We start from the raw sequence: 23699 nt of genomic DNA on the forward strand, positions 1-23699 counted from the left end.
CGCGAGGGCTCAGCCGACCAGCCGCAGCGCGGCTGGGCGACCCCGGGCGCGCAGCCGGCGCAGCATCCGGGCGTCGGTGAAGCCGACGGCCCGGGCGGCGGCCTCCACCGTGCCGCCGTGCCCGATGAGGTGCTCGGCGCGTTCCACCCGCAGGAGTTGCTGGTAGCCGAGCGGGGTCAGCCCGGTGGCCTGGCGGAACAGCCGGCTCAGGCTGCGTTCGGCCACCCCGCAGGCGGCGGCCAGCTCCGCCAGCGGCAGCGGCTCGGCGTAGTGCGCGTCGATCAGGTCCTGCGCCCGGTGCACCACGTCGGAGAGGTGCGACCGGTGCCGCATCATCGCGCTGGCCTGCTGCTCGTGGCCGTTGCGCCGGGCGTACACGACGAGCGTGCGGGCGATCCGGGCGGCCACCGCCGGGCCGTGCCGGGTGGCGATCAGGTGCAGCGTCACGTCGATGCCGCTGGCGATGCCGGCCGAGCTGACCACCCTGTCGTCGACCACGTAGAGCACGTCCCGGACCACCCGGGCCGCCGGGTGCCGCCGGGCCAGCTCGTCCTGCACGTCGTGGTGGGTGGTGCAGCGCCGCCCGTCGAGCAGGCCGGCCCGGGCCAGCGCGAAGGCGCCGGCGCAGACGCTCGCCACGGTGCCGCCGGCCGCGTGGTGGTCGGCCAGCCGCCGCAGCTCGTCCGGGCCGACCGGCCCCGCCGGGCCGTGCGCCGACAACCGCCACCCGGGTACGACCACGAGGTCGTCGGGGCCCAGCGCAGGCCAGTCCGGCGTGGCCCGCAGCGACACCCCCTGCACGGTCGACACCTCGGACATGGCGGCGACGTAGTGCAGGCGGTAGTCGTACCCGAGGTCGGCGGCGGTGGAGAAGACCTGGGCCGGCCCGGCGAGGTCCAGCAGGTGCAGCTGCGGGACCAGGAGAAACACGACGGCGCCGGGTCGGGGCGCGGCGCCGGACGCGCCGAGCTGGAGCCGTCGGTCGACCCGGGCCATCGGATCAGGCGCCGACCGGGACCGCGCCGGCGACGGCTCCAGGTCGCGGCGCGGCGCCAGACGCGCCGAGCTGGAGTTGTCGCACGACCTCGGCGACGGTGCGCACGGTGGCGAACCGGCCGGCCAGGGCGTACTCGGTGCGGGCGATCATCTCGGCGGTGGACAGGGTGCGGGGGTCGGCCAGGATCTGCTCCAGCGGGGCGTCGGCCGGCAGATCCCGGTGCGGGGTGGGGAAGGTGACGGTCGCGTCGGTCACGAAGGTCATCTCGTACCCGAGGTCGCAGCCGACCCGGGCGGTGGTCTCCACACACTGCTCGGTGCGGATGCCGCAGACCGTCACCTCGCGGATCCCGGCGAGGGTGAGCACCTGCTGGAGGTTGGTGGTGGTGAAGGCGTTGTGCGAGGTCTTGACCAGCGTCGGCTCCCCGGCCGCCGGGGCGAGGCCGTCGATCAGCCGGACGTGCCCGAGCGCCGGGTCGAAGACGCCACCGGTGCCCGGCTCGGCGTGCAGGACCCAGACCACCAGGTCGCCACGGCCGCGGGCCGCGTCGACCAGCCGGTTCACCTGGTCGACGATGTCCGGCTGGGAGGCGTGGGCCCAGATCGGGCGCTGCCGGAAGGACTCCTGGACGTCGATGACGACGAGTGCTGCTCTGCTCATGGGCTCGATCCTGGCCGGGCGGGCGCCCGGCCGGCAGACACCATCATGCCCGGATGCGGAACGATCCGGCCACGCCCCAGGCGCGGATCAGGCGGTGCGGGTACGGCGGTCCTGGCGGTCCAGCTCGACGGCCTGCTCCGGGGTCGGCGCGGTGCCGCCGAGGTGGGCCGGCTGCCACCAGGCGTCGTCCGGGCCGGTGGGCTGGTCCGGGTACTCCCGCTGGGCGCGGTCGACCAGCGCGGCGAGCCGGGTGCGCAGTTCGGCGGTCAGGGCGTTGCCGTCCGGGTAGTCGGCCGGGTCCATCGGCTCGCCCACCAGGATGCTGATCGGGGTGTGCCGGCGGGTCAGGGTGCGCGGCCGGCCCTTGGTCCACAGCCGCTGGGTGCCCCAGAGCGCGACCGGCAGCAGCGGCACGGCGGCCTCCTGGGCCATCCGGGCCGCGCCGTTCTTCAGGTCCTTCACGGTGAAGGAGCGGCTGATGGTCGCCTCCGGGAAGACGCCGACCACCTCGCCGCGGCGCAGCGCGCTCACCGCCGAGGCGTACGACCCGGCGCCGGCGGCCCGGTTCACCGGGATGTGTTTCATGCCGCGCATCAGCGGGCCGGAGACCTTGTGCCGGAAGACGGACTCCTTGGCCATGAACCGGACCAGCCGGCGGGAGTCGTGCGCGCCGTACCCGCAGAAGATGAAGTCGAGGTAGCTGACGTGGTTGGACGCCAGCACCGCCCCGCCGGTGCGCGGCACGTGGTGGCTGCCCTCGATGCGCAGGCGCAGGTCGAGAGCGCGGAACATCGTCTTGGCGGCGAGGATCACGGGCGGGTACACGAGTTCCGACATTCGCCGACTTTACCCCGGGTAGGTTACGCGACCGTAGGGGCGAAAGGCGCCCGCTCTGCCATCCGCAGAGCGAGTGGCGGTCGGCGCCCCCGAGCGGCCAGCATGGCCGGATGACCGATCGCGCGGTACTGCTCTGGATCCACGGCGGCGGGTGGCGGGCCCGCTCCGACGAGGACGGGTCCGCCCTCGCCCCGCTCGGGCTGCGGGTGGTGCCCGCCACCTACCGCTTCGCGGCCGAGGCCCACTGGCCGGCCCAGCTCGACGACGTACGCGCCGCCGCGCGCGCCGCCCGGGCCGCGGCGGGCGGGCTGCCGCTGCTGGTCGGCGGCGACTCGGCCGGCGCGATGCTGGCCCTGCACCTGGGCCTGCGCGGGGTGGAGCGGCCGGGCGACGTCCGGGCGGTGCTGGCGTACTGGGCGCCGGTCGACCCGGTGGACCCGGAGTGGCAGCGGCTGCGCCGCCACGACGACCCGTGGGCGGGCCTGCTCGGCCACCCGCCCGCCGCGGGCGACGCGGCGACCGTGGACGCGACCGTCGCCAGCCATCTGGGTTCGGGCGTGCCGGTGCTGCTGGTGCACGGCCGCGACGACGCGGCGGTGCCGGCCGCCCAGTCGGTCGGGCTGGCCGGCCGGCTGCTCGCCGCCGGCCACCCGGCGCACCTCTGGCTCACCCACGGCGGGCACGCGCTCGACCTGGCCCGCCCCGACATCCAGGCGGTCACCGCCGCGTTCCTGGACACCGTCCTGCCACCGGCCTGAGCCGACTACGGTGCAGGGCATGCCCGAGCTCACCGCGATCGTCATCCACTGCCGCGACCCCTACCTGCTCGCCCCGTTCTGGAGCACGGTGACCGGGCTGCCCGTGGTCGACCAGGACCGGGTGAAGCTCGCCGACCGGGCGCTGGAGCCGGACGAGTCGGTGCTGCTGCGCGACCCCGCCGGCCGCCGGCCCGACGTCTGGATCAGCCCGGTCGACGACCTGCCCGCTCCCGGCCGGATCCACCTCGACCTGGTCGGTGACGCCGAGGAGCGGGCCGCCGTGCTGGAGGCGGGTGCGACGGTGGTCCGCGAGCTGCCCCGGTGGACCGTGCTGGCCGACCCGGAGGGCAACGAGTTCTGCCTGCTCCCCGAGAGCGAGGCGCACGGCGACACGCTGCTGCCCGGGCACTGAGCGCGCGGGCGCCGCCGGGCCCGCTGGCTCGGCGGCGCCGGGTTCCGGGCCGGTCAGTCGACCATGTTGCGCAGGTCGATCCGTCCCCGGGCGAAGGCGTCCACCCGGCCCCACCGGCCCGGGATGTCCAGCACCTCGATCCGCCCCATGCCGAGGGGCAGCCGCGGGTCCACCGCGAGGTGTCCCTCGTGCGGCTCGAGGCCCAGCATGGTCCGGATCAGCATCAGCGGGGCCCCGGTCGACCAGGCCTGCGGGCTGCACGCCGTCGGATACTCCACCGGGAACTTGGTCAGGTCCCGCTGGTAGCCGCCGAACGCCTCCGGCAGCCGCCCGTCGAAGTACCGCGCCGCGTCCAGGATGCCGTTGGCGATGGTGGCGGCCTCCTCGGCGAAGCCGTACCGGCGCAGGCCCCAGGCGATGAAGGAGTTGTCGAACGGCCAGATCGTGCCGTTGTGGTAGCCGATCGGGTTGTAGCGGACCTCGCCCTCGGCCAGGGTGCGCACCCCCCACCCGGAGAAGAGCCGCGGGCCGACCAGGTGCGCCGCGATCTGCGCCGCCCGGTCGTCTTCCACGATGCCGCTCCACAGCAGGTGGCCGATGTTGGAGCTGAGCACGTCGCACTGCCGGCCGGTCGGGTCGAGGGCCAGGGCGTAGTAGCCGCCGTCGGGCACCCACCAGTCCCGGTTGAACCGCTCCTTCAGCTGCGCCGCCTCGCGTTCCAGCTGGTCGGCGTACGCCGGGTCGTCCCAGAACCCCCTTGCCAGCCGGGCGGCCCGCATCTTCGCGTCGTACGCGTACCCCTGTACCTCGCAGGTGGCCCGCGGGAACGGTGGCAGCGTGCCGTCGGAGTAGGAGATGGAGTCCCAGGAGTCCTTCCAGCACTGGTTCTCCAGGCCGGTGTCGCTGTTGCGCCGCTCGTACCAGATGTAGCCGCTGCCGACCAGGTCGGCGTAGTCGTCGATCCACTTCAGCGCGGCCCGGCACTCCCGTTCCAGCTCCTTGACCAGCGCGACGTCGCCGCTCCACTTCTCGTACTCGTCGAGCAGGACGATGAACAGCGGCGTCGCGTCCACCGAGCCGTAGTACGGCGAGTGCGGCTGCTCCTCGAAGGCGGCGGTCTCGCCGTAGCGCATCTCGTGCAGGATCCGGCCCGGGTCCTCGTCGCGGAAGTCGTCGAACCGGGTGCCCTGCAACGCGCCGAGGATGCGCAGGGTGGTCTTCGACATCTCCGGGGCGAACGGCAGCACCTGGAGGCAGGTGAGGATGCTGTCCCGGCCGAACATGGTCATGAACCAGGGCAGACCGGCGGCCGGCAGCGTCTGCCCGCCGAGCGAGAGCGGCGAGAACCGCAGCGCGGCCAGGTCGATCAGGCTGCGCCGGTACGTCGAGGCCAACTGCTCGTGCTCGGTGTTCACCTTCGGCGCCCGGGCGACCCACTCCTCCAGGTCGTGCTGGAGGGCCAGCCGCTCGGTGCCGTGCGCGCGCAGCCCCATCCGCAGGTCCCGCCCGCCCGGTCCGACCGCGTGCGTCTGCACGTCGATGGCGGTGTCCCACTGCTCGTTGGGTTCCAGGTGGATGCTCCAGGCGAACCCGTTGTGGTCGTAGCGGGCCGGCCGGGAGGCGGAGATGACGGTCTCCCGGCGGAAGTTGCCCCGCCGGTAGCCGAGCCGGAGCTTGTCCGACTCGGCCTCGGCGTAGGTCTCGCCCTTCTTGTTCAGGATCTCGTCCTTGACCTGGAACAGGTCGGCGAAGTCGGCGCCGGCGTCCATCCGGATCTCCAGGTCGACCGCCTTCTCGTCGTGGTTGAGGATGGTCAGCGACTCCCGGAAGCTGCCCCCCACCGCCCGCTCCCGGATGATCGACAGCTTGGCGTCGATGTAGTGCGTGGCCATCCCCGGCACCAGGAAGAACCGGGCCTCGTAGTACTGGAGGTCGTCGTAGGAGAGCGCGTTCAGGCGCTCGCCGTTGACGGTGAGCACCCACTTCGAGAGGAACCTCATGTCCAGCGAGAAGAGGCCGGTCGGCTCGCTCGGCGTGGCCTCGATGTCACCGGTGTCCTCGGAGACCACGAACGTGTTGCCGTCCAGGATCCGGATGGTGTTGCTCGCGGCCATCAGACAGTCCTCCTCTGGAACGAGTGGTGCGGTCCCCGGGAGTCCGGCGGACCGGGAAAGATCCGCTCGATCTGCAACACCAGGCGTAGGTCACCGGAGACCGTCATGTCCCCGCGCAGCAGGGCGGCGATGGTGTTCTCCTCACCGCTGACCAGCTCGCCGAAGAGCCGCGGCTCGGTCCCCACCACGGTGTCGGCCTCCTGGTCCTCCTGGCGGACCCGGAGATTGCCCCGGTCGATCTCCAGCAGCCAGTGCGTGGTCTGCGGCCCCTCGTGCAGGTCGAACCGGAGGGTTCCGGAGGTCTTGGCCAGCAGCGGTTCGAACCCTCGCCGGTCCAGTTCCTCGAAGAATCTCGTGGTCATGTCCATCCGGGCGACTCCTCCCGCGATCCGCGGCCTCCGACGTCCGAGGACGGGTCCCCGCCGCGGTACGGGGTCAACCTCGCCCGGTTCGGGTGAGTCGGCCTTCGGATGCCGCGGCGCGCCTGCGCGTCCAGGGCAGCGCGAAACGCCGGTCCCCGAACCGGGAACCGGCGTCACCGCGGCGGACGAGTCAGTTGTTCGGTTCGTCGGCGCTGATGTCGGCGAGCACCGACTGGGGCTCCCGCTCCACGGCCAGGTCACCCATGGAGACGAGGCCGACCAGGCGGCCGTCGTCGATCACCGGCAACCGGCGGACCGCGTAGGTGCGCATCAAATCGGCGGCGGCCACCGCGTCGTCGTACTGGCTCACCGTCACCACGTCCTTGCTGGTGATCTGGTTGAGCCGGGTGGTGTTGGGATCCATGTTCTCGGCCACGCCCCGCACCGTGATGTCCCGGTCCGTGACGATGCCGACCACGTTGTCGCCATCGGTCACCACCACGTCGCCGATCGCGCTGTCCCGCATCTCCTGCGCCGCGGCGGTGAGGGTGTCGCTGCCGTCCATCGTCACCAACCGGGTCGTCATGAACTCTCCGACCGTTGTCATGGTGCTCCCCTCTCGGTGTCGGCACGGCGGTCTACCCGGCGGCCCGGGTGAGGTAACCCGGACCCCTTCCGCCGCGCCGCTCAGCCGCGTGGGGGCATCCCGTAGACCCGCTCGACGTGCAGCCGGAGCACCAGCCGGCGCTCGGCCACCATGGCGCGCCGGAAGTCGTCCCAGTCCGGGTGTTCGCCCTGCACCGCGCGGTAGAGCCCGACCAGTTCCTCGACGGTCGGGTCGTCCTGCCGCTCCGCCACCGGGGTCAGCTCGGCGCGGGCCTCGGCCACCGCGTACGCCCAGCCGTCCTCGCTGCTGACATGGAAGCTGGCCCGGGGGTCACGGCGCAGGTTGGCGGTCTTGGCCCGGCCGTCGGTGACCGAAATCCGGATCAGCCCGGCCTCCCGGTCGAAGGAGAAGACCACCGTGGACAGCTGTGGCCGGCCGTCCCGCTTCAAAGTGGCGAGCACGCCGAGCCGGCGGCTCGCGATGAGGTCGGTCAGGGCCTGCCGGGTCCGCTCGTCCGCCAATGGGGGCCTCCCGTGTCGACTGGTGGGGTCGTACCCATCTCACCGCATTTCCCGCCCGCGTGCCCGGCCACCGGCCGGGCACACGGGACCGGGATCAGCGCCGCTCGGCGGCGACCAGTTCGGCGATCTGCACGGCGTTGAGGGCCGCGCCCTTACGCAGGTTGTCGTTGGAGCAGAACAGGGCGAGGCCGTGCTCGACGGTCTCGTCGGCGCGGATCCGCCCGACGAAGGTGGGGTCCTGGCCGGCCGCCTCCAGCGGGGTCGGCACCTCGGAGAGCGCCACGCCCGGCGCGCCGTCGAGCAGCTCGCGGGCCCGAGCCGGGGTGATCGGCCGGGCGAAGCGCGCGTTGACCTGGAGCGAGTGGCCGGTGAAGACCGGCACCCGGACGCAGGTGCCGGAGACCTTGAGCCCGGGAATCCCCAGGATCTTCCGGCTCTCGTTGCGCAGCTTCTGCTCCTCGTCGGTCTCGAAGGACCCGTCGTCGACGATCGCGCCGGCCAGCGGGAGCACGTTGAAGGCGACCGGACGGGCGAACGAGCGCGGCGCGGGGAACTCGACGGCCGAGCCGTCGAACGCGAGTTCGGCCGCGTGCTCGGCGACCTTGCGGACCTGCTCGTCCAGCTCCGCCACGCCGGCCAGGCCGGCCCCGGAGACCGCCTGGTAGGTGGCGACGACCAGGCCGACGAGCTCGGCCTCCTGGTGCAGCGGGCGCAGCACCGGCATGGCCGCCATGGTGGTGCAGTTCGGGTTGGCCACGATGCCCTTGGGCCGGTCGGCGACGGCGTGCGGGTTGACCTCGGCGACCACCAGCGGCACCTCGGGGTCCATCCGGAACGCCGAGGAGTTGTCGATGACGACCGCGCCGGCCTCGGCGACCCGGGGGGCCAGCTCCTTCGCGGTGCCCTTGCCCGCCGAGAAGAGCACGATGTCCAGGCCCCGGTAGTCCGCCGTGGCGGCGTCCTCGACGGTGACCTCGCCGTCGCGCCAGGGCAGCGTGCGCCCGGCCGATCGGGCCGAGGCGAACAGCCGCACCTGCTCCGCCGGGAACTCGCGCTCCGCCAGCACCTGCCGCATCACGCCACCGACCTGGCCGGTGGCCCCCACAATGCCGATCCTCATGCCCGCGAGGCTACCCAGCCGGACGGCGCCGGCGGGAATGCTTTCCCACCGCGCGGGCCGCGCCGGCGGCCCGCGCCTTCGCCGATCGGGTCCGCCACCTGCAACGACAACGCCCGACGGCGGGCCGCCGGCGGAGAATCCCCCGCCGGCCGGGCCCCCGGCCGCAGCATCCGCGTACGGCACCCGATGACCGCCGACCGGCCAACGCGACGGGAATCACACCCGGTGCCGCGCCGTCAGGCGGTGTGGTCGACCACCTCGCCGAGGCCGGCGGCCACCAGCTCGTCCCGGATCACCGCCGAGTCGCCCTCGACGACCATGGTGAGCGACTCCGGGTGCAGGTGGGCGGCGGCCGCCGCGGAGACCTCCTCGACGGTCGCGGCGAGCAGCGCCTCGCGCAGCCGGGCGTGGTAGTCGTCCGGCAGGTCGTGCACCACCAGCGTGGTCAGCGCCGAGGCGATGGCCCGGGGGCTCTGCAGCTCGACCGAGAGCTGGCCGGCCCGCCAGGAGCGGGCGACCGCCAGCTCGTCCTCGGTCACCCCGGTCAGCCGGGTACGCGACACCTCGCCGACCGCCTCGACCAGGGCCGGCGCGGTCACCGCGGTCTGCACCCCGGAGCTGATCGCGAACCGGCCGAACCGGCGGGACGAGGCGAAGTCGCCCCGGATCCCGTACGTGTAGCCGCGCACCTCGCGGATCAGGTGGTTGAGCCGCGAGGTGAACGCCCCGCCGAGCACCGTGCCGGCCAGCGTCATCGGCACGTGGTCCGGGTGGGCGCGGTGCGGCGACGGGTGCCCGAGGCGGAGCGTGGACTGCACCGAGCCGGGACGGTCGACCAGGATGATTCGCCGCCGGTCCGACACCGGCACCTCGATCGGGCCGCCCTTGTCCACGGGGCCGCCGCCCGCCCCGGTGAACACCGTCGCGGCGAGCGCGTCGAGGTCGATCCGCTCCAGGTCACCGGCGACGATCAGCGTGCCGGGGCGGATGAGCCACTCGGAGTGGAAGACCGTCACGTCGTCCACGTCCAGGGCGGCCACGCTCTCCGGGTCGCCGTAGAGCGGGCGGCCCCAGCGGTTGTCCGCGCCGAAGAGGTCGGCGCGGAGCACGGCGTCGGCTCGGGGACCGGGGTTCGCCCAGTCCATCCGCAGCGCGGTCGCCTCGTCGTCGCGGACGCGGCGCACGTCGGCGGGGTCGAGCTTCGGCGTCCGCACCGCCTCGGCGAGCAGTTCCACGGCCGCGCTCAGCCGGTCCACCGGCGCCTGCACGCTGATCTGGAAGGAGTCCCAGTCCAGGCCGGTCACCAGCTCGGTGCCGAGCGCCTCGATGGCCAGCGCGTACGCGGTGGCGTCCCGCTGCGCGGTCCCCTCCTCCAGCGCCTTGGCCAGCACCCCGCCGAGCCCCTCCTTGCCGACCGGCTCCCGAGCGGCGCCGCCGTCGAGCAGCAGCAGCGCGACGGCGAGGTTCTGCCCGGGCAGGTGCGCGGCGACGACCTGCCCGCCGGCGGCGGACCGGCGGACCACCTGCGGGAACCGGTACGGGCGGGCGGCACCCGGGCCGGGACGGGCGGTGATCAGCGTCATGAGGTCTCCTCGGGCAGGTAGGAAAGGGTCGCCCGGTCGGCCGGGCCGAGCAGCTCGGCGGCCTGCTCGGCGATCTGCTCCGCGGTGACGGCGAGCCAGGCGGGCAGCCGCTCGGCGGCCTTGGCCGGATCGCCGAACTGGGTGGCGTACCGGCCGAGGGTGTCCGCCCGCCCGTCCACCGTGGACATCTGCCGCCACCACATGGTGCTCAGCAGCGCCTTGGCCCGGTCCAGCTCGGCGGCGGTCACCGGCACGGTGGCCAGCTCGTCGACCACGTCGGTCAGCCCCTCGCGCAGCCGCTCCCCGGTCACCCCGGGGCGGGCCGTGGCGGTGGCGATCAGCGGCGCCGGGCCGTGCGCGAGGTCCACCCCGTACGCCCCGACCAGGTCCGGCTGGGCGATCCGCTCGCCGTCGGCGAGCCGCTGGTAGAGCCGGCTGCCCCGGCCGCTGCCCAGCACGGTGGCGAGCACGGTGGTCACGTCGTAGCCGGGCGTGCCGAACGGGTGGGTGCGGTGCGCCAGGTAGACCCGGGGAGCGGGCACGTCGGCGGTGACCGTCTCCGCCGCGGGCTGCCCGGTGGGCGGGACGGTGCGCCCGTCCGGGGCGGCCGGGATGTCGTCGCGCGGCGGCAGGGCGCCGAAGTACTTGTCGGCCAGCGCGAACACCTCGGCGGCGGTGGTGTCGCCGACCACGGTGAGGACCGCGTTGTTCGGCGCGTACCAGGTGCTGTGGAACGCCTGGAAGGTGGCCAGGTCGGCGGCGTTCAGGTCGGCCATCGAGCCGATCGTGGCGTGGTGGTACGGATGGCCGGGCGGGTAGAGCAGCGGCAGCAGCCGCAGCCAGGCGTCGCCGTACGGCACGTTCTCGTAGCGCTGGCGCCGCTCGTTCTTGACCACGTCCCGCTGGTTGTCCAGCGTCTCCTGGGTCAGCGCCGGGACCAGCCCGCCCATCCGGTCGGCCTCCAGCCAGAGCGCCAACTCCAGGTGCTCGGCCGGGACCGTCTCGAAGTAGTTGGTCCGGTCCGGGTTGGTCGTGGCGTTGAGCGAGCCGCCGGAGCCCTGGATGAGCTTCATGTGCTCGGTCTTCGCCACGTTGACCGAGCCCTCGAACATCAGGTGCTCGAAGAGGTGGGCGAAGCCCGTCTGGCCCGCCGGCTCGTGGCGGGAACCCACGTCGTACCAGAGGTTCACGGCGACCGCGGGGGCGGTGCGGTCCTCGCTCACCACCACGCGTAGACCGTTGTCCAGTCGGGTCGTCTCGATCGGCCAGGGGTAACCGCTGTCGGGCATGGCACGACGCTATCCGATCTCGCGGGTGGAAAGGTGACGCGCGGGGAGCATCGTCCCCGCGTGCCGGGGTACTCGCCCGACATGTCCTCCCCCGCATCGTCCGCGGTCGAACGCGCCGCCGCCGCACTGGCCCGGCTCCGGCACGCCCGGCTGCTGCATCCCGCCGGCCGCACCTTCTCCGCCGAGGTGCTGATCTGGGGTACGCCGGGCCCGCCGACCGGCGTGCCGCTGCTCGACCTGCCCGGGCGGTGGCCGGCGACGGTCCGGCTGTCCAAGGGCGTGCCCACCCCGGGGAGCTGGCCGGACGTGCTCGGGGTGGGCATCCGGCTGCACCGCGACCCGGAGCGGCCGGTGGACCTGCTGGCGAGTTCGAGTGGGGCCGCGCCGGTGCTGCGCCACCTGCCGCTGCCGCGCCGTCGCTTCACCGGGACGTACAGCTCGATCATGTCGTTCCGGGCGGGCCGGCGGCGCCTGTACCTGGCGGTGCTGGCCGACCCGGACTCGCCGGAGCTGGGCCGCGGTCTGGCCGGGCTGTCGGCGGTGGCCGGCGACGACGGGCCGCGGCTCGTGCTGGCGGTGGCCTCGGCGGTCGGGCCGTGGCGACCGTTCGGCGAGGTGCGGCTGGACGGCCGGCGCGGCGCCCGGGAGGACGCCGCGCTTGCCTTCGATCCGATCGGCAACGTGCCGCCGGGCCTGCGGGTGGTCGGTCCGCTCGCCTGGTTGCGGGACACCACCTACCGGGGTTCCCAGCGGGCCCGCGGCGCCACGGCTCAGTCGGGCGGCTCGACGGGGGTCACGGTCTGATCGGACGTCCGGTGCTCCAGCACCGTGTCCGGGGCGGCGTTGCGGTCCTCCTCCCGGATGTCCGATTCGGCGAGGATCCCGTCGGCCTGCGCCTCCGGGTCCTCGCTGCCGACCGCCGCCTCCTCGGGCAGCAGGTGGGCCCGGGACTCGATCCGGTCCTGGTCGCTCTGCTCCTGGCTCATGCCGTTCCCATACCCCCGCCGGAAGACCGCGGAACCCCGTGCCTCCCACGATGCGGTACGCGGAGCAGATCATTCGGCCCACCGTTCCCGCACCCCGTGATGGCCCCACCGGCGGCCCGCCTCCCGGATATCGGGACGACCGGCCGGCCCAGCCCTGCGATCAACGCGCGCGGACGGCCGGCGGACACGTCCGGTGCCGCCCGCGTTACCCGGCGTTCCATCGATCAGCGTCAACATGAGACGCGGCTTGCCCGACGAGCGGGTGAGACCCGCGCATCCCGTCGGGTACGCTGGCGGGCGTGACGCGGTCGTATCGATGGTTTAGGCAGCCGGCTGGAGGAGCCGGTGACTCAACCATGAGCTGACGTCACTCCTCTTCGAGCCGGCCGGGCAGGGATGATTCCCTGCCCTTTCGCGTACGAGCAGCCGGCTCGATCCCGGGCGCCGGCCCCGGGCACGGTCGGCGGAAGGAACCCCACCGTGACGACGACCCCGGATGTCCATCGGGTCATCGACCAGCGGATCGACCGTGTCGTGCCGCTGACCACCCCGGCCCTGCTGCACCACCACCTGCCGCTCGAGGAGTCCCTCGCCGAGGCCGTGGTGGCCGGCCGGCGTGCCGTCGGCCGGGTGCTCGACCGCGCCGACGACCGGCTGCTGGTCGTGGTCGGCCCCTGTTCGGTGCACGACCCCGCCGCCGCGCTGGAGTACGCGGGCCGGCTGCGCCAGGCCGCCGACCGGCTCGCCGACGACCTGCTCGTGGTGATGCGCGTCTACTTCGAGAAGCCGCGCTCGACCGTGGGCTGGAAGGGTCTGATCAACGACCCGGGCCTGGACGGCTCCGGCGACGTGAACACCGGCCTGCGCACCGCGCGGGCGCTCCTGCTCGACGTGCTACGGCTGGGCCTGCCGGTCGGGTGCGAGTTCCTCGACCCGATCACCCCCCAGTACATCGCCGACACGGTGGCCTGGGGCGCGATCGGCGCGCGGACCGTGGAGAGCCAGGTGCACCGCCAGCTCGCCTCCGGGCTGTCCATGCCGATCGGCATGAAGAACCGCCCCGACGGCAGCATCGCCACGGCGGTGGACGCGATCCGGGCGGCCGGCGTGCCGCACGTCTTCCCCGGCATCGACGTCTCCGGCACCCCGGCGATCATGCACACCCGGGGCAACGCCGACGGTCACCTGGTGCTGCGCGGCGGCGGTGGCCGGCCCAACTACGACGCGGAGTCGGTGGCGGGTGCGCTCGACCTGCTGCGCGCGGCCGGGCTGCCCGAGCGGGTGGTGGTGGACGCCAGCCACGCCAACAGCGGCAAGGACCACCGCAACCAGCCGGTGGTCGCCGCCGACGTGGCCGCCCAGCTCGCCGCCGGTCAGCGCGGCATCGTCGGCATCATGCTGGAGAGCTTCCTCCAGCCCGGCCGCCAGGACCTCGACCCCACCCGCCGGCTGACCTACGGCCAGTCGGTGACCGACGCCTGCATCGGCTGGGACACCACCGCCGAGGTCCTCGACCACCTCGCCCAGGCGGTCCGCACCCGCCGCGCCACCCTCCCCACCCCCGCCTGAAGCACCCCCACCCGCCCCACCCCAGCCGTCAGGCGGCCGTTGATCATGAAGTTGGCGGCGGTTTACTGCCGCCAACCTCATGATCAACGGGATGGGGTCGGGGCGGGTGGCGACGTTTGACCGATTCGGGCCCGGGTAGCTGATCGGCGTGACCGACGACGCGCCCGTGACCGAGCAGCCGGAGACCCGGCAGCTCGACGAACTGCTCGACGACATCTTCCGCGGCCAGGAGCGGGTCACCCAGGCGAACATCTACCGCCGGGCGGTGTCCGCCGAACTTCCCGCCGAACTGCTGTCCCGGATCGCGGCGTTGCCCGAGGGTGAGTACGCGGTCGACGAGGCGGCCGACCTGCTCGGCGGGACGGCGGGCTGAGCGTTCCGCGGACGGCCCGAGGACGGAGAGGACAGCGCGATGAGCGACCGTAACCAGGAACACGAGCATCCCCCGGCGCTCGGCCAGCCACCGGAGGGCACGGACACGCTGCCGGACCCCGACTTCGCCGGCGAGCACGACGAGACCGCGGTCGCCGACGACATCATCACCGGCGAGGACCGCGACGAGCGGGAGCCGGAGGCGTCGCGCGGCTGGGCCGGCGAGGACCACGGCACCACACCCACCTGAGCGGAGCGAACACAAAAGGGGGCCGGCGCGGTGCGCCGGCCCCCTTTCCGTCGTGAGGTCACTCCGCCTGGTGCCCGCCCTCGGCCGCCTGCTGGGCCGCCGCGTAACCCATCTGGAGGAAGTCGGAGGCGGCCACCGCGGTCAGCGCGGTGGCGACCAGCCGGGTCAGCCGGGGTGCCAGCACCAGCCCGCCGGTGAGGCCGGTGGCCACCCAGACGGCCAGGCAGAAGGGGCAGCTCACCAACTCGCCAACCGCGTGCCGGGTCGGGCTGCCCTGGTCCCGGACCTCCTCCATCACCTCGCCGCTGCCGATCGGGTGGTCGTACCGGGTGAACGGCGCGCGCAGCGGGCTGGTGATCGCGTCCTTGGAGAGCAGCCGGCTCAGCTTGTGGGTCGCGATCGAGAGCAGCACGACATCGCCGGCCGAGGGCCGCTCCGGCACCGGGCGGCCGGTCGCCTTGACCAGGCCGACCAGCGACGCGGTGACGGCGCCGTAGGTGCCCATCGCCAACAGGTAGCCGCCGAGCGGCCGGTGCTCGTGCGGCGCGTACGCCTGGCGTATCCGCGCCACCTTCTGTTTCAGGCCACTCCCGGTCACCCGGCCTCCTCGATCGTCGTGGCGGTGCCGGCTCAGCCGGCGGTCAGGTTGTCGGCCACCTCGCGGGCGAGGCTGGCCAGGATCTCGTCGGCCATCCCGTGGTCGGTGCCGTTGAGGTCCAGCCGCACCCTGGCGCCACCGGCGTCGGCCGGCTCGACGTCGATGTCCGCCGACCAGCCGGCGGACTCGGAGCTCCAGCGCGCCCGCATGTCCTCGGCGTCGACCACCTCGACCCGGTGGGTGCCGGACCGGCGCAGCTCCTCGGGCAGCCAGGCCGACGACCGGTCCGGGTCCGTGGCGGTGTTGAAGACCACCTCGGGCGGCGCGGACATGCCGCGCTCGGCGTGGCTGGCCATCAGGCGTCCCGCAGCCGGCTCGGGTCGACCTCCCGGCCCGGGTGCCGGGCCAGGTACTCGGTCTCCAGCTCGGCGGTGCGGCGCAGGTGGTTGGCGAGCGCCGAGTCGGTGGCGTGCCGGAGGGTGTCCAGCCGGGTCCGGTGCAGACTCTGCATCTCCCGGATCAGGTCCTCGTCGCCGAGCTCGGCGGGGTCCACCCCGAGCAGCTCACCGTCCACGTCCTGGGTGCGCGCGTGATCGCCGTCCCACTCGGTCACCCGCTGCTCCGGACTGGCGTCACGGCGTACTGATTCGGTCATCGTCGCCCCCTCGTCTCGTTCGGGCTGGCGTCTAGACGGATGCCCAGCCGGGGTGTCACCAAACCCCGACCCACCTACGACGCCGCGTCGGAGACGGCCGGCGGGCCCGGTACCCTCGATGGCATGAAGCGGCTCTGGACACCGGCGTGGATCGCTCGCCACGTGGCCATGGTCGTGCTGGTGGTGGGCTTCCTCGGGCTGGGCTGGTGGCAGGTCACCCGGGCCGCCGGGGGCAACACGCTGAGCTTCGGTTACGCGATCGAGTGGCCGGTCTTCGCCGGCTTCGTGATCTTCGTCTGGTGGCGTGAGCTGCGGCACACGCTGCGGGCCACACGCGAGCAGCGGGCCACCCCGGCGCCGCCGGCGGCCGCCGACCCCGAGCCGGCCGCCACCAACCCGGCGGTACGCCGGCCGGTGCGGGTCAGCCGGGTGCCGGCCGCCCCGGTCGACGGGGTCGACGACGGCGAACTTGCCGCGTACAACCGCTACCTTTCCTGGTTGAACGCCAACCCGGGCGCGAGGCCCGGCGACTATCCCGGCTGAGGCCGGTGCGGAAGGACGGACGACGGTGGGCGGAGCCCTTACCCGGTACCGCGTGATCGCCTGGATCGTGGGCGTCGCGCTGGTGGTGCTGGTCCTGATCGGCATGCCGCTGAAGTACGGCTTCGACAACCCGACCGTGGTGGCCGTGGTCGGCACCGCCCACGGCTGGCTGTACATGATCTACCTGGCGCTCACCTTCGACCTGTCGCGCCGCGCCGACTGGCCGCTGAAGCGGATGCTGCTGGTGATGCTCGCCGGCACCGTGCCGTTCGTCTCGTTCTACGCCGAGCGCCGGGTGAGCCACTGGCTGGCCGCCGAGCAGCCGAAGCGGACCCCGGAGCCGGTCGCCGGCTGACCCGGGGCGGTCAGCGGTTCGGCCGCCACGGCTGGGCCGCCGGCGGGTCCGTCCAGCCGCCGTGGCGTACCCCCTCCCGGGCCCGTTGCAGGGCCCGGGTGACCTGACCGAACTGCCGCTCGTCGTCGCTGCTGAACAGCAGCACCTCGCCGCCGCCGAGCCGTCCCCACAGCTCGTGCGCCCGGGGCCGCCAGCGGTCCCCGACCAGCACGAGCAGCAGTGGCAGCAGCCCCACCGCGCCCAGCGTGAGGTACGCCGCCGCGGTGAGCCGTTGCAGCCCGCCGGTGAAGCCGAGCAGCAGGCCGACCGCGCCGATCAGGGCGGCGGAGACGGCGACCGCCCGGAGGGCGAGCCGGTCCTGCGGGCCGCGGGCCGTCCAGAGCTGGGTGATGTCGGCGACCGGCCAACTCTTGCGGCCGACGGTGAAGCGCTCGCCGGTGACCACGATGCCCGGCCGGGCGTAGAGCAGGGTCGGTGTGGTCGAGCCCGGTGACCGGGGCGGGCGGGTGGTGGAGCCATCGGTCTGCACGGCGGCCTCCCGGGGAATCGCGGGGCCGGGTGCCGCGCCGCCGATGCTGCCGCGCGGGATTCCCGGGCTCCGCGCTTCATTGTGTTGCGGGCCCGCCACCCCGGCCGGGCGTTTTCCCTGGCCACCCGCCTGCCACCGGAGAGGGTCGCGCCGGGAAACGGGATCGATATCCGCCTTTGTCGTGACTTTGCGGAGCGTTGCCTGGCGACATCCGCCCAGAACGACGAATCGGGCCAGTGGCGCGATACGCCCACCGCGCGCCCGTTCCGCGACGGCCCGCCCGCGAACCGGTCACGAAGCGTCACCCGTACCGGCGGCACTTCCTGGCACTTTGCCAACTTTCGCCCCTGCTTCAACTCACCGCCACACCGGTCACGGGTTAGGTTGGGCAGGCTGGTCCGGTCGACCGCCATCCACCCGGATGGCCCCGGGCCGGTGTCGCCGGGTCGCGCGCGCCGCCCGGCGAGGAGTCGGAGAGGAGCCTTCCGCTCTTGTCGTCCTTACGGATCCTGCTGCGCTCGCTGGCGGTCGCCGGCCTCTCGGCCGCGCTGCTCGCCCCGGCGTCGGTGGCTCGCGCCGAGCCCACCCCCGCCGAGCTGACGAAGCAGATCGAGAAGTCCTCGACTGAGCTGGAGCGAATCGTCGAGTCGTACAACAAGCTCAACGAGGAGATCAAGGCCAACAAGGCCACCGCGGCCACGTTGCAGGCCAGGATCGGCCCGCTGCAGGAGCAGGCCGAGCGGAGCCGCGCCGACGTGGGCGTCCTCGCCGCGACCGCGTACAAGACCGGGGGCATGCGCACCGCGCACGCCCTGCTGGAGCCGGGCGGGCCGGCCACGCTGCCGGACCGGTTGGGCACCCTGGACCAGCTGACCCGCCAGCGGCAGCAGACCATCGCCGGCTTCACCGAGAACCAGCGCCGGCTGATCGACCAGAAGACCCGGCTCGACGCCACGCTGGCCCGGGAGGCGGCGCAGGCCAAGCAGTTGACCGTCGGGAAGAAGAAGATCGAGGCGGACCTGGCCCGCCTCTACGAGCTGCGCCGGAAGGCGTACGGCCGGGCCACCGAGGCGCCCGCGAAGTCCAGCTCCGCCGGCAGCGCCCCGGCCATCTCCGGCTCGGCCGGCGTGGCCGTGCGCTACGCCTACGGTGCGATCGGCAAACCGTACGGCTACGGCGACGACGGCCCCGGCAGCTACGACTGCTCGGGCCTGACCCTGGCGGCCTGGCGGGCCGCCGGCAAGTCCCTGCCGCACAACGCGGCGATGCAGTGGGACGCCACCTCACGGATCAGTCGCGGTTCGCTGCAACCCGGCGACCTGGTGTTCTACTCCGGCCTCGGCCACGTGGCCATCTACGTGGGCGGGGGCCAGATCATCGACGCGCCCAGCGCGGGCCGCAACGTCAACAAGCGGGACATGGACATCATGAGCATCGCCGGCTACGGCCGGGTGCGCTGACCCCGAGACGACGAACGGCCGGCGTCCCCCTATCGGACGCCGGCCGTTCGTTCAATCCATTACTACCAGCTCACGCCGCCTGCAGCCCCTCGGCGCGGGCCAGCTCACGGAGCCGGCCGAGGGCCTGGATCTCCAGCTGGCGGATCCGCTCGCGGGAGAGCGAGAACCGCGAGGCGACCTCGGTCAGCGAGTGCTCGCGCCCGTCCTCCAGGCCGTAGCGGGCCCGCATGATGCCGGCCGAACGGTCGTCGAGGTGGTTGAGCAGACCCTCGATCCGCTGCCGCTCCAGGCCGGTGAGGACGATCTCCTCCGGCGACGGGGCGTCGCTGTCGGCGACCAGGTCGCCGAGGTTGGTGTCGCCGTCGTCGCCCACCGGGGTGTCCAGCGAGACGGTGTCCTGCGACCAGCGGCGCAGCTCGTTGACCCGCTCGACGGTGACGCCGAGCGCCGCCGCGATCTGCTCCGGCTCCGGGTCGCTGCCCAGCTCACGGGTGAGCTGCCGGGCCACGTTGCGCATCCGGTTGACGTCCTCGACCAGGTGCACGGGCAGCCGCACGGTGCGCTCCTGCTGGGCGATCGCCCGGCTGATGGCCTGACGGATCCACCAGGTCGCGTAGGTGGAGAACTTGTAGCCACGCTCGTAGTCGAACTTCTCGACGGCCCGGACCAGGCCGGTGTTGCCCTCCTGGATCAGGTCCAGCATGGGCATGCCCGACCGCACGTAGCGGCGGGCGATCGAGACGACCAGTCGCAGGTTGGCGCGGATGAACAGGTCCTTCGCGCGCTCACCCTCGACGACCAGCCGCTCCAGGTCCTCCCGGTCGACGCCGGCGGGGACGCGGTCCTCGCCGAGCAGGTGCTCGGCGTAGAGGCCGGCCTCGATCGCCTTGGAGAGATCGACCTCCTTGGCGGCGTCCAGCAGCGGCGTCCGGGAGATCTCGTGCAGGTAGACGCCGACCAGGTCCCGCTCCTCGGCGACCTCGTCGGTACGCATGCCGATGTTCTTGTCCACGATTGCCACGGTCCCCTCGCTCGCGCCGGTTGCCCGGTTCCTTGCCATCCCCACGTTCATCAGCCCTCCCCGTAACCTCCGCTGTGCCCGCAGGTGCTGACACCTACACAACAGATGAGACGCGTCGGGGATTCCATGTCGTGAGTCGAAACTGTCACGAATGCCTGAGTAGTAGCTGAGAGCCCGGTCCATGTTTGCTGTCAGGACCCCTGCCCGGGTGGCTCGCGTGCGCCCCGGCCAGGAGGCGTCGGAGCAGCGGAATCGTCGTCCGCTCAGGAAATCGCACCATTGCGAATTCCATGAACACAGCGACCCGCGTCACCACATCATTGCGATCCTGGTCACTGCGAGATACGCGCCCGCGGACCCGTCGGTTCAGCCACCGGTGAGGATTACCCCACGCCTGGTTGAACAATCCGCACCGGGCGAGACGTCCCTCCCGCCACGTGATACGCGTCGCACCCGTGGTGCGGAGGCCGCCGGGAGGGGACCCGGCGGGGCGAAGGCGTCAGGAGGCGAGCAGGGCGAGCGCGCCGCGTACCTGGTCGGCGGAGCGGGCCAGGGCGGCTCGGGCGGCGGAGACCTCGGCGCCGGAGACCAGCGAGACGAGGGCGGTCTTGAGGTCGCCGTCCGCCTCGTTCAGGGCGCTGCGGCAGATCTCCTCGGCACAGCCGGTGGCCTCCATGAGGATCGAGATCATCCGGCCACGCAGCTTGGCGTTCGTGGCCACCATGTCGATCATGAGGTTCGAGTAGACCCGGCCGAGGCGCACCATGACGGCCGTCGAGAACGTGTTGAGCACCAACTTCTGCGCGGTGCCCGCCTTCATCCGGGTCGACCCGGTGACCACCTCCGGTCCGGTGTCCACCCCGATGAAGACGTCGACCGACCCGGCGGCTTCGGCCTCCGGATTGGCGCAGAGCAGCACGGTCGCGGCCCCCTGCGCCCGGGCTGCGGCGAGCGCCCCGAGGACGTACGGGGTGCGCCCGCTGGCGGCCAGCCCGACCACCAGGTCGCCGGGGCGTACGCAGTCGGCGGCCTCGGCGGCGCCGCCGCGCTCGTCGTCCTCGGCGTCCTCGACGGCCCGCCACATGGCCTCGGGGCCGCCGGCCAGGTGGGCGCAGAACCAGTGCCGCGGCGAGTTGAAGGTGGGAGCCAGCTCGGCGGCGTCCAGCACGCCGAGACGGCCGGAGGTGCCGGCGCCGAAGTAGTGCACCCGGTTGCCGCCGCGCAGCGCGGCGACGGCCAGGTCGACGGTCTCGGCGATCTCGTCGAGGACGGCGGCCACGGCGGCGGGCACCCGCCGGTCCGCCTCGTTGATGACGGTGAGCACGTCCCGGGTCGACATGAGGTCGAGGTCGAGGCTGTGCGGGTTGCGCCGCTCGGTGGGGGCGCCCACCCGGACCACGGGCCGCACCGCGGCGATCTCGTCCCGCTCCACCCGCCCCGCCGTCATGCCCGCCTCCGGCCGGCGCCGACCCGGTGCGACTGGACCGCCTCGGCGGTCACCTCCAGGGCCTTCCTGGCCTTGGCCCGGTTCCGGGCGGCCACCCCGACGAAGAGGCAGTCGACCACGGTCAACTGGGCCAGCCGGCTGGCCATCGCGCCGGAGCGGTAGGTGGTCTCCCGGGCCGCGGTGGTCAGCACGTGGTCGGCGACCTCAGTGATCGGCGAGCGGGGGAAGTTGGTCAGCGCGACCGTGGTGGCGCCCCGGGCGCGGGCCTGTTCGAGCACCTCGATGACGTCCGAGGTGGTGCCGGTGTGCGAGATGCCGACCGCGACGTCACCCCGGCCGAGCAGTGCGGCCGAGGTGAGCGCGGTGTGCACGTCCGGAAAGTAGAAGGCGGTGCGGCCGATGCGGTGCAGCTTCTGCTGGAAGTCCGAGGCGACGAAGCCGCTGGCGCCGGCGCCGTAGACGTCGATCCGGCCGGCCCCGCCGATCGCCTCGACCACCCGCTCGCAGACGGCCGGGTCGAGCTGCTCGGCGGTCTCCTCCACGGCCCGCGCGTCGTTGAACGCGATGGTGGCGATGATCTGCGCCAGGTCGGCGCCGGGCGGGATGTCGCCGCCGACCACGCGGGCGTCCGGTGGCTCGATCCGGCGGGCGGCCTCGGCGGCGAGCCGGATGCGCAGCTGGGGGTAGCCGTCCATGCCGACCGACCGGCAGAACCGGATGACGGTGGCCTCGGATGTCTGGGCGGCGGTGGCGAGGTCGGTGATGGTGCGCCGGGCGGCGTCGGCCGGGTCGGCGACGACCAGCCGGGCCACCCGCTGCTCAGCCGGGGACAGCGAGGGCAGGAGGCCGCTGATGTGGACGATCAGTCCACCGGGCTCGTGACTCGCAGAAATCTTCGGACTCTTCGCCACGGATGAAACTTACTTTCACGAGGCGTGAGCGTCAACCATGACGCCGCGTATCGGGAAAAGTACCGCCTTCCGCGCCCGTCCGCCGTGCCAAGGGTCCCATTCCCGCAGCCCGGCCACCTCCTCCGCTCCGGTCGACTCCGTCGCGCCGGCCGACGGCCGCTCCGGCGGTCGTGCCCGCCGGGCCGTCCGGACGGCCGCGCCGAGGTCACCGGTCGGCCGGCCCCACCGACCGACCGACATCGACCGGGCCGGATCACGCCCCCTTTCACCGCCAGCCGGGCCGGGCGGTTAGCGTGTGCCCATGGCGGAGCGCACGGTGCTGGTGACCGGGGGGACGGGCGGGCTGGGCGGTGCGGTCACCGCCGCCTTCCTGGAGGCCGGCTGGCGGGTGGTCGTACCCGAACGGGAGGGTGCCGGGACGGCGCCCGCGGCCGCTGGGCCGGTCCGCGTCGCGGCCGACCTGCTGGACCCCGCCGGGGTCGCGCGGGCGGTGGCCGCCGCCACCGACGAGCCGACCGCGCCGCTGCGCGCCGTGGTCAACCTGGTCGGGGGGTACGCCAGCGGCGGGCTGGTGCACGAGACCCCGATCGAGGAGTTCGACCGGATGCTGCGGCTCAACCTGCGCCCCACGTACCTGGTCACCCAGGCCGCGCTGCCGCACCTGGTGGCGGCCGGCGGCGGCGCGGTGGTCTGCGTGTCGGCGCGGGCCGCGGTGGCCCCGTTTCCCGGCGCGGCCGGCTACGCCACCGCCAAGGCGGCCGTGCAGGCCTTCGCCAACGCCGTGGCGGTGGAGTACCGGCCGCGCGGGGTGCGCTGCAACACGGTGCTGCCCAGCGTGATCGACACACCGGCCAACCGGGCAGCCCAGCCGGACGCCGACCACCGGCGCTGGGTCCCGCCGGCCGAGATCGCCGCGGTGATCCGCTTCCTGGCCTCGGACGATTCGGCCCCGACCAGCGGGGCGAGCATCCCGGTCTACGGGCGGGCCTGAGCCGGGACCGGTTCGGTGGGACCGGCCCCGCCGGACGGCGGTCGGGTGCCGCCCGGGGTCGGGCCGGTCGGCGAGGGCGGATCGCCGGGGAGCCACTCGGTCAGGTGCGCGCGGATCCGGCGGGACACCTCCTCCGGGCTGCCGCTGCCGTCCACCACCACGAAGCTGCCGTACTCCGGCAGGGTCCGGTAGGCGGTGGCCGCCGCGCTGAGCCACTGCATGCTCTCGTGGTCGGTGCCGCGCCGCTCGATCCGCCGGTACGCCTCCACCGGGTCCACGGTCAGCAGGATGGTGACCCGGGGCGGCGGGAAGACCCGGTAGCCGGCCCGGGCCAGCCGCTCCCAGCGCTGCCCGCCGTGCGCCCGGATGCTGGCGTACTGGCAGGCGGACCAGCGGTCCATCACCGCCGTGCGGCCGGTCACCAGGCAGGTGAGCAGGGCGAGCGCGATGGCCAGCCAGCGGAGCACGGACTCCAGGGCGAGCAGCCCGTTGCGCCCGACGAGCCGCTGCGCGTCGGGCCGGCCGAGTCGCTGGGCCAGCCGGCCGAGCCAGCGGCGGCCGCCGGCGTTGCGGTGGTAGGTGGCGGGGTGGCCCGCGGCGCTGAGCGCCTCGGCGAGCCGGTGAGCCTGGGTGGTCTTGCCCGAGCCGTCGATGCCGATCAGGGCGACGGCGCGCAGTCGGGCCCTGCCGCGCCGCACCCGCAGTGACCTGGCCACCCTGTCGAGGCTATCCGACCCGTGCTCACCTTCGGT

At 73.7% G+C, this 23699-nt stretch carries 29 protein-coding genes; 10 read left to right on the forward strand and 19 right to left on the reverse strand.

What is annotated here, in order from left to right; translation table 11 throughout:
• Positions 1 to 9: 9 nt before the first annotated feature.
• The 3 genes from AC0OLQ_RS29965 to AC0OLQ_RS29975 form a co-directional block, all read right to left on the reverse strand.
• Positions 10 to 996 carry a GlxA family transcriptional regulator gene (locus tag AC0OLQ_RS29965; protein ID WP_484529010.1) on the reverse strand — a complete coding sequence of 329 codons (987 nt, stop codon included), beginning with the start codon at positions 994 to 996 and terminating at the stop codon, positions 10 to 12.
• Positions 997 to 1000: 4 nt separating this feature from the next.
• Complete coding sequence (locus AC0OLQ_RS29970) at positions 1001 to 1657, reverse strand: isochorismatase family protein (RefSeq protein WP_484529011.1); 657 nt, start codon at positions 1655 to 1657, stop codon at positions 1001 to 1003.
• An 87-nt stretch (positions 1658 to 1744) separates the two neighbouring features.
• Positions 1745 to 2494: a lysophospholipid acyltransferase family protein gene (locus tag AC0OLQ_RS29975; RefSeq protein WP_484529012.1), complete on the reverse strand. Its 750-nt coding sequence runs from the start codon at positions 2492 to 2494 to the stop codon at positions 1745 to 1747.
• 110 nt (positions 2495 to 2604) lie between these two features.
• On the opposite strand from AC0OLQ_RS29975, the gene AC0OLQ_RS29980 reads away from it, so the two are divergent.
• Positions 2605 to 3252, forward strand: coding sequence for an alpha/beta hydrolase (locus AC0OLQ_RS29980; protein WP_484529013.1), 648 nt, complete (start codon positions 2605 to 2607; stop codon positions 3250 to 3252).
• Positions 3253 to 3271: 19 nt separating this feature from the next.
• Complete coding sequence (locus tag AC0OLQ_RS29985) at positions 3272 to 3664, forward strand: VOC family protein (RefSeq protein WP_484529014.1); 393 nt, start codon at positions 3272 to 3274, stop codon at positions 3662 to 3664.
• 53 nt (positions 3665 to 3717) lie between these two features.
• On the opposite strand, the gene AC0OLQ_RS29990 is transcribed toward AC0OLQ_RS29985, so the two are convergent.
• The 7 genes from AC0OLQ_RS29990 to AC0OLQ_RS30020 all read right to left on the reverse strand — a co-directional run bounded on the left by AC0OLQ_RS29990 (position 3718) and on the right by AC0OLQ_RS30020 (position 11260).
• On the reverse strand, positions 3718 to 5778 hold the full coding sequence (locus AC0OLQ_RS29990; protein ID WP_484529015.1) for an amylo-alpha-1,6-glucosidase: 2061 nt from the start codon (positions 5776 to 5778) through the stop codon (positions 3718 to 3720).
• Positions 5778 to 6146, reverse strand: a complete 369-nt coding sequence (locus AC0OLQ_RS29995; protein ID WP_484529016.1) for an SCP2 sterol-binding domain-containing protein — start codon at positions 6144 to 6146, stop codon at positions 5778 to 5780. The genes AC0OLQ_RS29990 and AC0OLQ_RS29995 overlap by 1 nt, the downstream gene beginning before the upstream one ends.
• Positions 6147 to 6330: 184 nt before the next feature.
• A complete protein-coding gene (locus AC0OLQ_RS30000) occupies positions 6331 to 6747 on the reverse strand; it encodes a CBS domain-containing protein (RefSeq protein ID WP_189197835.1) in 417 nt (138 codons plus the stop codon).
• An 80-nt stretch (positions 6748 to 6827) separates the two neighbouring features.
• Positions 6828 to 7268: a PPOX class F420-dependent oxidoreductase gene (locus AC0OLQ_RS30005; protein WP_484529017.1), complete on the reverse strand. Its 441-nt coding sequence runs from the start codon at positions 7266 to 7268 to the stop codon at positions 6828 to 6830.
• Positions 7269 to 7362: 94 nt separating this feature from the next.
• Positions 7363 to 8388 (reverse strand): aspartate-semialdehyde dehydrogenase, encoded by a 1026-nt coding sequence (locus AC0OLQ_RS30010; RefSeq protein WP_484529018.1) that lies wholly within the window; start codon positions 8386 to 8388, stop codon positions 7363 to 7365.
• A gap of 236 nt (positions 8389 to 8624) precedes the next feature.
• Entirely contained in the window at positions 8625 to 9971 is a 1347-nt protein-coding gene (locus tag AC0OLQ_RS30015) for a M16 family metallopeptidase (protein WP_484529019.1), read from the reverse strand.
• Entirely contained in the window at positions 9968 to 11260 is a 1293-nt protein-coding gene (locus AC0OLQ_RS30020; protein ID WP_484529020.1) for a M16 family metallopeptidase, read from the reverse strand. The genes AC0OLQ_RS30015 and AC0OLQ_RS30020 overlap by 4 nt, the downstream gene beginning before the upstream one ends.
• 81 nt (positions 11261 to 11341) lie before the next feature.
• On the opposite strand from AC0OLQ_RS30020, the gene AC0OLQ_RS30025 reads away from it, so the two are divergent.
• Entirely contained in the window at positions 11342 to 12064 is a 723-nt protein-coding gene (locus AC0OLQ_RS30025) for a phosphodiesterase (protein ID WP_484529021.1), read from the forward strand.
• Here AC0OLQ_RS30025 and AC0OLQ_RS30030 read toward each other — a convergent pair.
• On the reverse strand, positions 12031 to 12246 hold the full coding sequence (locus tag AC0OLQ_RS30030; protein WP_357341583.1) for a hypothetical protein: 216 nt from the start codon (positions 12244 to 12246) through the stop codon (positions 12031 to 12033). The genes AC0OLQ_RS30025 and AC0OLQ_RS30030 overlap by 34 nt on opposite strands.
• A gap of 480 nt (positions 12247 to 12726) precedes the next feature.
• On the opposite strand from AC0OLQ_RS30030, the gene AC0OLQ_RS30035 reads away from it, so the two are divergent.
• From AC0OLQ_RS30035 to AC0OLQ_RS30045, 3 genes are all read left to right on the forward strand, one after another.
• Entirely contained in the window at positions 12727 to 13815 is a 1089-nt protein-coding gene (locus AC0OLQ_RS30035; protein WP_357341584.1) for a 3-deoxy-7-phosphoheptulonate synthase, read from the forward strand.
• A 148-nt stretch (positions 13816 to 13963) separates the two neighbouring features.
• Positions 13964 to 14188 (forward strand): hypothetical protein, encoded by a 225-nt coding sequence (locus AC0OLQ_RS30040; protein WP_357341585.1) that lies wholly within the window; start codon positions 13964 to 13966, stop codon positions 14186 to 14188.
• Positions 14189 to 14227: 39 nt separating this feature from the next.
• Positions 14228 to 14437 carry a hypothetical protein gene (locus AC0OLQ_RS30045; protein WP_357341586.1) on the forward strand — a complete coding sequence of 70 codons (210 nt, stop codon included), beginning with the start codon at positions 14228 to 14230 and terminating at the stop codon, positions 14435 to 14437.
• A gap of 58 nt (positions 14438 to 14495) precedes the next feature.
• Here AC0OLQ_RS30045 and AC0OLQ_RS30050 read toward each other — a convergent pair whose 3' ends face one another.
• Genes AC0OLQ_RS30050 through AC0OLQ_RS30060 form a run of 3 tightly spaced genes read right to left on the reverse strand, consistent with a single transcriptional unit; the run spans position 14496 to position 15690 of the window.
• A complete protein-coding gene (locus AC0OLQ_RS30050) occupies positions 14496 to 15035 on the reverse strand; it encodes a DUF1360 domain-containing protein (RefSeq protein ID WP_484529022.1) in 540 nt (179 codons plus the stop codon).
• Between the two features lie 32 nt (positions 15036 to 15067).
• Positions 15068 to 15391, reverse strand: coding sequence for a hypothetical protein (locus AC0OLQ_RS30055; RefSeq protein ID WP_355644524.1), 324 nt, complete (start codon positions 15389 to 15391; stop codon positions 15068 to 15070).
• A complete protein-coding gene (locus tag AC0OLQ_RS30060) occupies positions 15391 to 15690 on the reverse strand; it encodes a DUF6158 family protein (RefSeq protein ID WP_091269715.1) in 300 nt (99 codons plus the stop codon). The genes AC0OLQ_RS30055 and AC0OLQ_RS30060 overlap by 1 nt, the downstream gene beginning before the upstream one ends.
• 123 nt (positions 15691 to 15813) lie before the next feature.
• On the opposite strand from AC0OLQ_RS30060, the gene AC0OLQ_RS30065 reads away from it, so the two are divergent.
• Positions 15814 to 16233, forward strand: a complete 420-nt coding sequence (locus AC0OLQ_RS30065; protein ID WP_484529023.1) for a hypothetical protein — start codon at positions 15814 to 15816, stop codon at positions 16231 to 16233.
• Between the two features lie 25 nt (positions 16234 to 16258).
• Entirely contained in the window at positions 16259 to 16588 is a 330-nt protein-coding gene (locus AC0OLQ_RS30070; protein ID WP_456181308.1) for a DUF3817 domain-containing protein, read from the forward strand.
• A gap of 10 nt (positions 16589 to 16598) precedes the next feature.
• Here AC0OLQ_RS30070 and AC0OLQ_RS30075 read toward each other — a convergent pair whose 3' ends face one another.
• Positions 16599 to 17117, reverse strand: a complete 519-nt coding sequence (locus AC0OLQ_RS30075) for a DUF6232 family protein (RefSeq protein ID WP_484529024.1) — start codon at positions 17115 to 17117, stop codon at positions 16599 to 16601.
• A 491-nt stretch (positions 17118 to 17608) separates the two neighbouring features.
• On the opposite strand from AC0OLQ_RS30075, the gene AC0OLQ_RS30080 reads away from it, so the two are divergent.
• Positions 17609 to 18577, forward strand: coding sequence for a C40 family peptidase (locus tag AC0OLQ_RS30080; RefSeq protein WP_357341591.1), 969 nt, complete (start codon positions 17609 to 17611; stop codon positions 18575 to 18577).
• 70 nt (positions 18578 to 18647) lie between these two features.
• Here AC0OLQ_RS30080 and AC0OLQ_RS30085 read toward each other — a convergent pair whose 3' ends face one another.
• The 3 genes from AC0OLQ_RS30085 to AC0OLQ_RS30095 all read right to left on the reverse strand — a co-directional run bounded on the left by AC0OLQ_RS30085 (position 18648) and on the right by AC0OLQ_RS30095 (position 21956).
• On the reverse strand, positions 18648 to 19637 hold the full coding sequence (locus tag AC0OLQ_RS30085) for a sigma-70 family RNA polymerase sigma factor (protein WP_208602949.1): 990 nt from the start codon (positions 19635 to 19637) through the stop codon (positions 18648 to 18650).
• Positions 19638 to 20097: 460 nt separating this feature from the next.
• Positions 20098 to 21045: an N-acetylmuramic acid 6-phosphate etherase gene (gene murQ, locus AC0OLQ_RS30090; protein WP_357341592.1), complete on the reverse strand. Its 948-nt coding sequence runs from the start codon at positions 21043 to 21045 to the stop codon at positions 20098 to 20100.
• Entirely contained in the window at positions 21042 to 21956 is a 915-nt protein-coding gene (locus tag AC0OLQ_RS30095; RefSeq protein ID WP_357341593.1) for a MurR/RpiR family transcriptional regulator, read from the reverse strand. Before AC0OLQ_RS30095 ends, murQ begins: the two co-directional genes overlap by 4 nt.
• Before the next feature lie 301 nt (positions 21957 to 22257).
• On the opposite strand from AC0OLQ_RS30095, the gene AC0OLQ_RS30100 reads away from it, so the two are divergent.
• A complete protein-coding gene (locus tag AC0OLQ_RS30100; protein ID WP_484529025.1) occupies positions 22258 to 22947 on the forward strand; it encodes an SDR family NAD(P)-dependent oxidoreductase in 690 nt (229 codons plus the stop codon).
• Here AC0OLQ_RS30100 and AC0OLQ_RS30105 read toward each other — a convergent pair.
• Entirely contained in the window at positions 22932 to 23663 is a 732-nt protein-coding gene (locus AC0OLQ_RS30105) for a dTMP kinase (protein WP_484529026.1), read from the reverse strand. The genes AC0OLQ_RS30100 and AC0OLQ_RS30105 overlap by 16 nt on opposite strands.
• Between the last annotated feature and the right edge of the window lie 36 nt (positions 23664 to 23699).

Source organism: Micromonospora sp. Utrum1 (assembly GCF_057197805.1).

Excerpts from the sequence above, each read along its gene's own strand:
- AC0OLQ_RS30025 (WP_484529021.1), top strand. The coding sequence starts at position 11,342 with ATGTCCTCCCCCGCATCGTCCGCGGTCGAACGCGCCGCCGCCGCACTG.
- AC0OLQ_RS30060 (WP_091269715.1), bottom strand. The coding sequence starts at position 15,690 with ATGACCGAATCAGTACGCCGTGACGCCAGTCCGGAGCAGCGGGTGACC.
- murQ (WP_357341592.1), bottom strand. The coding sequence starts at position 21,045 with ATGACGGCGGGGCGGGTGGAGCGGGACGAGATCGCCGCGGTGCGGCCC.
- AC0OLQ_RS29975 (WP_484529012.1), bottom strand. The coding sequence starts at position 2,494 with ATGTCGGAACTCGTGTACCCGCCCGTGATCCTCGCCGCCAAGACGATG.
- AC0OLQ_RS29970 (WP_484529011.1), bottom strand. The coding sequence starts at position 1,657 with ATGAGCAGAGCAGCACTCGTCGTCATCGACGTCCAGGAGTCCTTCCGG.
- AC0OLQ_RS30030 (WP_357341583.1), bottom strand. The coding sequence starts at position 12,246 with ATGAGCCAGGAGCAGAGCGACCAGGACCGGATCGAGTCCCGGGCCCAC.
- AC0OLQ_RS30055 (WP_355644524.1), bottom strand. The coding sequence starts at position 15,391 with ATGGCCAGCCACGCCGAGCGCGGCATGTCCGCGCCGCCCGAGGTGGTC.
- AC0OLQ_RS29995 (WP_484529016.1), bottom strand. The coding sequence starts at position 6,146 with ATGGACATGACCACGAGATTCTTCGAGGAACTGGACCGGCGAGGGTTC.
- AC0OLQ_RS30020 (WP_484529020.1), bottom strand. The coding sequence starts at position 11,260 with ATGCCCGACAGCGGTTACCCCTGGCCGATCGAGACGACCCGACTGGAC.
- AC0OLQ_RS30000 (WP_189197835.1), bottom strand. The coding sequence starts at position 6,747 with ATGACAACGGTCGGAGAGTTCATGACGACCCGGTTGGTGACGATGGAC.
- AC0OLQ_RS30100 (WP_484529025.1), top strand. The coding sequence starts at position 22,258 with ATGGCGGAGCGCACGGTGCTGGTGACCGGGGGGACGGGCGGGCTGGGC.
- AC0OLQ_RS30015 (WP_484529019.1), bottom strand. The coding sequence starts at position 9,971 with ATGACGCTGATCACCGCCCGTCCCGGCCCGGGTGCCGCCCGCCCGTAC.
- AC0OLQ_RS29985 (WP_484529014.1), top strand. The coding sequence starts at position 3,272 with ATGCCCGAGCTCACCGCGATCGTCATCCACTGCCGCGACCCCTACCTG.
- AC0OLQ_RS30085 (WP_208602949.1), bottom strand. The coding sequence starts at position 19,637 with ATGGCAAGGAACCGGGCAACCGGCGCGAGCGAGGGGACCGTGGCAATC.
- AC0OLQ_RS30065 (WP_484529023.1), top strand. The coding sequence starts at position 15,814 with ATGAAGCGGCTCTGGACACCGGCGTGGATCGCTCGCCACGTGGCCATG.
- AC0OLQ_RS30010 (WP_484529018.1), bottom strand. The coding sequence starts at position 8,388 with ATGAGGATCGGCATTGTGGGGGCCACCGGCCAGGTCGGTGGCGTGATG.
- AC0OLQ_RS29965 (WP_484529010.1), bottom strand. The coding sequence starts at position 996 with ATGGCCCGGGTCGACCGACGGCTCCAGCTCGGCGCGTCCGGCGCCGCG.
- AC0OLQ_RS30045 (WP_357341586.1), top strand. The coding sequence starts at position 14,228 with ATGAGCGACCGTAACCAGGAACACGAGCATCCCCCGGCGCTCGGCCAG.
- AC0OLQ_RS29980 (WP_484529013.1), top strand. The coding sequence starts at position 2,605 with ATGACCGATCGCGCGGTACTGCTCTGGATCCACGGCGGCGGGTGGCGG.
- AC0OLQ_RS29990 (WP_484529015.1), bottom strand. The coding sequence starts at position 5,778 with ATGGCCGCGAGCAACACCATCCGGATCCTGGACGGCAACACGTTCGTG.